Consider the following 6,685-nt stretch of genomic DNA (forward strand, 5'->3'; position numbering starts at 1 on the left):
ACAACATTGCATAATGTCAAATAACTTATATTTAGATTGAAGATATAATACATTCTAATCATTTACTAAAAAAATATTTATGATATCTATTCAGCCTAACTTTTATCCCTACAGTTCTATAGCTAAAGGCGTTTATATTTTAGATCAACATCTTAGAAAAGATATATATGATTGTTGCATTGTAGATGAGCGTGATTATGTATCTACATTAATGAGTTATATAAGATTATTTTTACGCAATAGTCAGCTTGTAAAAGGATTGTTTAGTTTCCAGTCTCAGATTTTAAATAGTAATTTAGAAAAAACAATTGGATGTGATGCACTTATATTGTTCCGTGCTAAAAATACCGTAAAAGTTTGTATGTTTGAAGCAAAATATCCAAGATTATATAAAAAAAATAATTACTCTTGGGATTATGTAACATCTAGTAATAAGGCTCATTTTCACGATCAATTAGTAAGACAAAATAAATGGTCTTCTGAAGTAGCTATATGGGAGTTATTTATTAATGATCATGTTCCTGGTTTTCCATTAAAAGGTTTTGATAAATATGGTTCTACTTGCATCTGGCATCAAGATGCTTATCAGTATACTAAGGAAAAGGCTGAATCAATTTATTATCAAAAACCTAAATCTCTTGTTTGGAATAACAAAGATTTGCAAGAATGTATAGAACAATTACCTTATAATCCTTTAAATATAGAAGATGTTTTAATATCAATATTGATTGGCAAAATGGGAAAAGCAATTCCAGTTATAGGTAATAGTTTAGTAACAATAAAGTCTTTAGAAGAAGAAAGTATACATATACCTGTTGGCTCAAAAATAAATAGAGATGATTTTATGAGCCTCTGGGAAACAACTGGAATTAATAATTTCTTGTTAGTGGAACTTGAAAATATTTCATTTACTCTAGATAAAGATTTTTAAATTAAACCTAACGTTTATCATCAATATTTTTTACATAAATTTATAAAAATAATTGGGACTAGTTTTTCACCCTTTTGAATTAAGTCTCGGGATTTTAGGCGGACACCAAAAGAGGTTTTTGCTAGACACCCCAAGGGATTCTAGAATTCCTCGCATCACCTCTGTGCAGTACATCCAGTGTCCCAAATCGTCATACATGCGATCGGGATTAAACTCGACATTGTAGTGCAGCACATTGGGAAGGTTTAAAAACTTATCATCGCTTTGAGGAGAAAGAAGCAAGAGATGAAATGGTTTTCCCTGGCATTGTTTTTGTAGCTTGTTGACTAAATCTATCACACCAGAGCGATCGCTAATTCCTGTGCGAACAAAAAGCACTTTATCGCAGTGCCGCAGTGCGTACCAAAACCTTTCAGAGCGTGCCGTGTAGCGAACGCGCATCCGTTCATGGACGGGAGACATATCGCTCGTTGGGTCATCTGTCTCCTCGACTTCATGGGCAAAGGATAGACCTGACCATTTACTGTGGTAAATTCTGCCTGCATCGGGACTGTAGTGCAGAAAAGCAGGGTTCCACATATCATCAAAACCGTTTTCGATCGCATCCGCGACATCTCCAATATTGGTGGTGCGCGTTAGATCAAAGGGAAAGGCGGGGCCATCGTACTCCATCTTATATAGCATCATACGGACGGCACAGCGATCGCCAAGGGGAAGAATGGCAACACGGCTGATATCTGATAATTTGCATTTGTATTGGAAAAGCATCGCAGACTTCGGTGGTGCTTTCACCCGGCTTTCTAGCCCATCCTTGCCAATCATCATCGTGCGAAAGGGAGCGTCGGGATAAAGCGGATCTTCATAGACACCCGATGGCATCGCTTTAAGGGCGTTGCAAACTTCCGTCCACATTGGCTGGATATTGTACTCGTTGTCTGATTCGTTGATTACCCAGAGGTGGCGTTCGTCCGCTTGCAAAATCCCCAGATGCCCGTCATAGAATAAAACGTTGTTCGGCGAAAAGAGATTTAAGGCAGCACTATATTCTAGGTTGGTACCAGGGGGAATGTTTATTGTAGTTGCGATCGCGCCATTCTCTACAACAAAGAAGGGGAGCGTCCTTGGTTGAACATCCTTTGCAATGTAGATACCCGGTATCAATCCAGCCTTACTTTGCAGTGCAGTTTGTAGTTCCTGCCAATAGGGAGCGATCGTGTAGCTGTATTGTGATAGATTAACAATCCGTAAACGCTTCTCTTCCATACAGACAGAGACATGAAAGCCCGCATTGTCAAAGTAAATGGGAAATTCCTTCGGTTGCTGAAAGCCTTGTTTTTCTTTTGCTAATTTGTCTTTGTCGATATCGAAGAGGTGCTGGTCGATCTGCTGATACATCAAGCTATGACCGATAGTGTTCGGGTGAGCCGGGTCGAAGGATATCCCCGCTTTCCATCGTCCTTGTCCATCATCCACAGCTACCAACCAATTTAGTATAGGTACGCCCCAACTTAGCATTCGGTTGTGTGTATCTTGGATCAGCCAGTAATGTTCCTGGGAATAATCGCCATTGGGATAGACTCCGCCCAGAATTGGAATTGCTCCGATGTCGCGCGTCATTTTTACAAGTTGCTGCAAGCCACTTTCAAACCGTCGTTGTACTGCTCGTCGTTCGTGAGGGGGACAGTAAGCTAACCCTTCGTTACCCAGAGACAAGGCAATGATTACGACATCAGGTTGTTCTGGGGTGACAACTGAGCCAAATCGAGCGATCGTTCTGCTGACATTCGCCCCTACTTCCGACACATTCACGAGTTGATGCCCATATTTTTGCTGTAAAGCTTGTGCCAACAGCCAAACCCAACCTTTCAAAAACCAGGCTTTATGACCTAATGCGACGGAACTGCCAATTACTAGAATTTTGAGCCTTTCAGCCCCTTCTTCCACGGGCATTTTGACAGCAGGCTCCTCAATGTATCCAAAGGGGTAAGGTTGTAAATAACCGAATGCCCCATCATCTACAGTAATTGTGCTGGAATTATCGTTAGGATCAATGGGAATCCAGCGATTTGTATCTAGTAAGCTCTCCCATTGGGCTTTACCCTTTGCATCGAGACGTATGTACTTATATTCAATCTGTTCATCGCCAGATAAAGGCTGTTGAATATCAATTTCATCTGTCCACCATAAAGGATAGCGATCGCCACTTGTACGCAGGCGGACACATTTCACGATGTCCCACATTCCCAACTCTGGAGTCGAACCAACAAGACCGATGGATTCACCCGTTTGTGTGTATGCACTGATCTGGAATCGATACATAGAGTTTATCCTGATTTAGTTAGCACAATACCAAACGGTTAGACTGAATCTTTAAACCTGCTTTATCACACACAACTACTGAGAGCTATGTATTAATATTTTTTAAGTACACTTTCTGTCTGATTTACCTTACCCAGAGCTATCAGTGGTTAAGCTTTTCAAAAATTAAATCGGGTTTTTACATAATTAAATCAAATATATTGCATTAAAAGTATTGAGACAACTAAGAACAAATAAAAGTAAGGATAAGGTTAAGTTAAATCTTTATCGCTCCTTTTATGTAAAAAAGATAAAAATGGCGTTGCTGAATTGAAGGATGTAGAGACGTAGCACTGCTACGTCTCTACAAGAATTTTGGTATTATGCAAAATCATTTTTATACATGGAATTAGCAACGCCAATGATCCATAAATGGAACAATAAAGTCACTATTTTTATACAAGTATTACAAATAATTACAAATGAATTTTTATGATTACATAGATGAAATCACATGTAGTATTATTGATATGAGTATATATGTATCATTACTTAACCGTAGGAGAAATTATGTCTGAAAACAAATCAGAAAAACTGAATTCACAAGCAGTACCTTTCTTTGCCAGATTTTTAGAAGGGCAAAGCTTTGAAGACCTATCTGATCAAGAATCAGAAGGGATTGGTGGGGGAAATTGTGGTGTAACCAAGAAGGAAAAAGATGAACTTGTCCAAACTCGGAAGTACCCATCTGATCAAGAAGATGGAGTAACAAAAAAGCATCCCTCTGATGATGACCAGATATTTGTTACTCTGAAGTTTCCTTCAGACAGCGAGGATAGTGCAGAGGCATTAAAAATTCAAAAATAAAATAACTGCATACTTTTGAGTACACCAGAGATGCAGTTTTAAAAAATATTCTGAGAAGAAAAAGACTGTTAGCTTTGCCAACTCCATTTGGGGGTTGGCTTCCCATTAAAAAAGTTTATTTTTTTATAGTTGACAGTAGAGACAATACAAAAACCTAATGAAAATATTTTATGTACGTTGACCGTGATGTGGTTTTATTAATCACCCATAGTGGTGATTACTTTACAATAGATAGAGTTGCAGAAGCTGTATCAAAACGAGGCGCACAGCCATTTCGCCTTGATACTGATAAGTTTCCGATGACAGTACAAATCGAGGCGAATTTTAGTAACTCTGGGAACAATCATAAACTGGAATATGGCACTCGCTCCCTAAACACTGACCAAGTTAAAGCAGTATGGATGCGACGTATCTGGCAACCTGACTTAGGTAAAGAATTGGCTCCACAATTCCAAGCAGTCTGCTCTAATGAATCACTCGCAGTCTTAGATGGCTTTTGGGACAGTCTGAGGGGAGCTACCTGGGTGGATGATTTACAACGGATCAGTGCAGCTGAAAACAAGCTACGCCAACTGAGAATTGCATCGGAAGTTGGTCTTGTCATACCTCGGACTATCGTCACCAACAATCCTCAACAAACACGAGAGTTTTTTGAGGAAGTTAAAGGAAAAATGGTTGCCAAGCTACTCAGACCTCTTTCTTATGGGATGCAAGCCTCCTCTTTTTTCATGTATACCAGCGCCGTTAAAAAAGAAGACTTACTTGATGCTGAAACACTGCGCTATTGTCCAGTTGTGTTTCAAGAACAAATCCCCAAACAGCTTGAACTACGCGCAGTGTATGTGAATGGTAATCTCTTTGTCGGCGCACTGGATGCGTCTGAGTATGCAGCATCCACCCAAGATTGGCGACGGGGAACAAAAGAGGTTGTTACCTGGCAACCATATCAATTACCTGATAAACTAATCCGTTGCCTGGATGCTTTCATGGCAAGGTTTGGGCTGATTTTTGGAGCATTTGACTTTATCAAAACGCCATCAGGGGAATATGTTTTTTTAGAAATTAATCCTACAGGAGAGTGGGGGATGCTGGAGAGAGATTTGGACTATCCGATCGCAGATGCGATCGCAGATGCACTACTTTCAACAAGCCCTAAGTAAAATGCTCTTACTTAAAAACTCATAACCAACTGACAGCTTTTATAAATTTAGGAACTTATTAATTTTTAATTTTTAATTCGGAGCGAAGCGACGTGACTGTTTTAATCATAACTCACAGCCAAGACAACGAAAGTATTCCTTTAGTTATTCAGGCAATTGAAGCCCAAGGAGGAAAAGCATTTCGTTTTGACACAGACCGATTTCCTACAGAAATTACCTTAGATGTTTACTATGCTAAAAGTGAGCGAGTTACTTTAAGTGTTGAAGACCAGACATTAGATTTGAATGAAGTGTCAGCAGTTTGGTATCGCCGCATCGCAATTGGTTCAAGAATTCCCGACTCGATGGACAAGCAACTTAGACAAGCCTCGCTCAAAGAATCTCGCGTTACCATTGACGGAATGATTGCCAGTATTAACGGCTTCCATCTCGATCCTCTGCCAAATATTCGCCGAGCCGAAAATAAGCAACTGCAATTACGAATAGCACGAGAGATCGGTCTAGATACGCCACGCACTCTGACTACAAACAATTCAGTGGCAGTAAAGCAATTTGCCCAAGAGTGTAAAGAGGGAATGATTACAAAGATGCTCTCTTCCTTCGCCATTTACGATGAACAGGGACAAGAAAAAGTTGTGTTTACGAATCCAATTTCATCTGAGGATCTGGATAACCTCGATGGATTACGTTTCTGCCCAATGACATTTCAAGAAAAAATTCCTAAAGCATTGGAATTGCGGACAATTATTGTAGGCAAACGTGTGCTGACGGCTGCGGTTGATTCTCAAGCTTTGGATAAGGCGCGTTACGACTGGCGCAAACAGGGAATTGCTTTACTCGACGCTTGGGAAGCATACACTCTGCCTGAAGATGTTGAAGAGAAACTGCTCAAACTCATGGCAGAATTTGGTTTGAACTACGGAGCTATCGATATTATTTTGACTCCTGATGGTCGTCATGTATTTCTTGAGGTTAACCCAGTTGGCGAGTTTTTCTGGTTAGAACGCCATCCTGGCTTACCGATTTCTGAGGCGATCGCACAGGTTTTGCAAAATTGAAGGGGGCATAAGCTGTCTATTCAAAATTTAGAGAGAATTGGTATTAAAATATGTCGCTGTGGAAAGTATGCAATTAGTTATTTTATGAGGTGTTAAAATCCCTATTCCTAAAATCTTGGTTTTGCGTTACTTTCTTGCCTTGCAATAAATTGCAGGCTAATAGCTAAAGTGTGTTTAAACGCACTGAAATTAAAAAAGTTAAGATGGATTGGGGCTAATGGGTTAGAGGATCTTTGAAAAGTAATGATTCATGTATCACATATTTTTTACCCCACCCTAACCCTCCCCTTATAAACATATTTTTTACCCCACCCTAACCCTCCCCTTATAAAGGGGAGGGAACCAGATTTTTCTTGTTTCCCCCCTTTATA

Annotated in this window: 5 protein-coding genes; 4 read left to right on the forward strand and 1 reads right to left on the reverse strand. The window is 39.7% G+C overall.

The annotated features are described in order from the left end of the window. Positions 1-79 precede the first annotated feature (79 nt). On the forward strand, positions 80-931 hold the full coding sequence (locus RMZ43_RS34525) for a hypothetical protein (protein WP_322651564.1): 852 nt from the start codon (positions 80-82) through the stop codon (positions 929-931). A 66-nt stretch (positions 932-997) separates the two neighbouring features. Here the strand turns inward: RMZ43_RS34525 and RMZ43_RS34530 are convergent, their stop codons facing one another. After that, positions 998-3,250, reverse strand: a complete 2,253-nt coding sequence (locus tag RMZ43_RS34530) for a DUF1796 family putative cysteine peptidase (protein ID WP_322651563.1) — start codon at positions 3,248-3,250, stop codon at positions 998-1,000. A 549-nt stretch (positions 3,251-3,799) separates the two neighbouring features. On the opposite strand from RMZ43_RS34530, the gene RMZ43_RS34535 reads away from it, so the two are divergent. The 3 genes from RMZ43_RS34535 to RMZ43_RS34545 all read left to right on the forward strand — a co-directional run bounded on the left by RMZ43_RS34535 (position 3,800) and on the right by RMZ43_RS34545 (position 6,314). Next, complete coding sequence (locus tag RMZ43_RS34535; protein WP_322651562.1) at positions 3,800-4,096, forward strand: microviridin/marinostatin family tricyclic proteinase inhibitor; 297 nt, start codon at positions 3,800-3,802, stop codon at positions 4,094-4,096. Positions 4,097-4,266: 170 nt separating this feature from the next. Further along, complete coding sequence (locus tag RMZ43_RS34540; protein WP_322651561.1) at positions 4,267-5,256, forward strand: MvdC family ATP-grasp ribosomal peptide maturase; 990 nt, start codon at positions 4,267-4,269, stop codon at positions 5,254-5,256. A gap of 92 nt (positions 5,257-5,348) precedes the next feature. Next, positions 5,349-6,314 carry an MvdD family ATP-grasp ribosomal peptide maturase gene (locus RMZ43_RS34545; RefSeq protein ID WP_322653097.1) on the forward strand — a complete coding sequence of 322 codons (966 nt, stop codon included), beginning with the start codon at positions 5,349-5,351 and terminating at the stop codon, positions 6,312-6,314. The last annotated feature ends 371 nt before the right edge of the window (positions 6,315-6,685 follow it).

This window comes from Nostoc sp. CmiVER01 (assembly GCF_034531135.2).
Taxonomy (GTDB): Bacteria; Cyanobacteriota; Cyanobacteriia; order Cyanobacteriales; family Nostocaceae; genus Nostoc.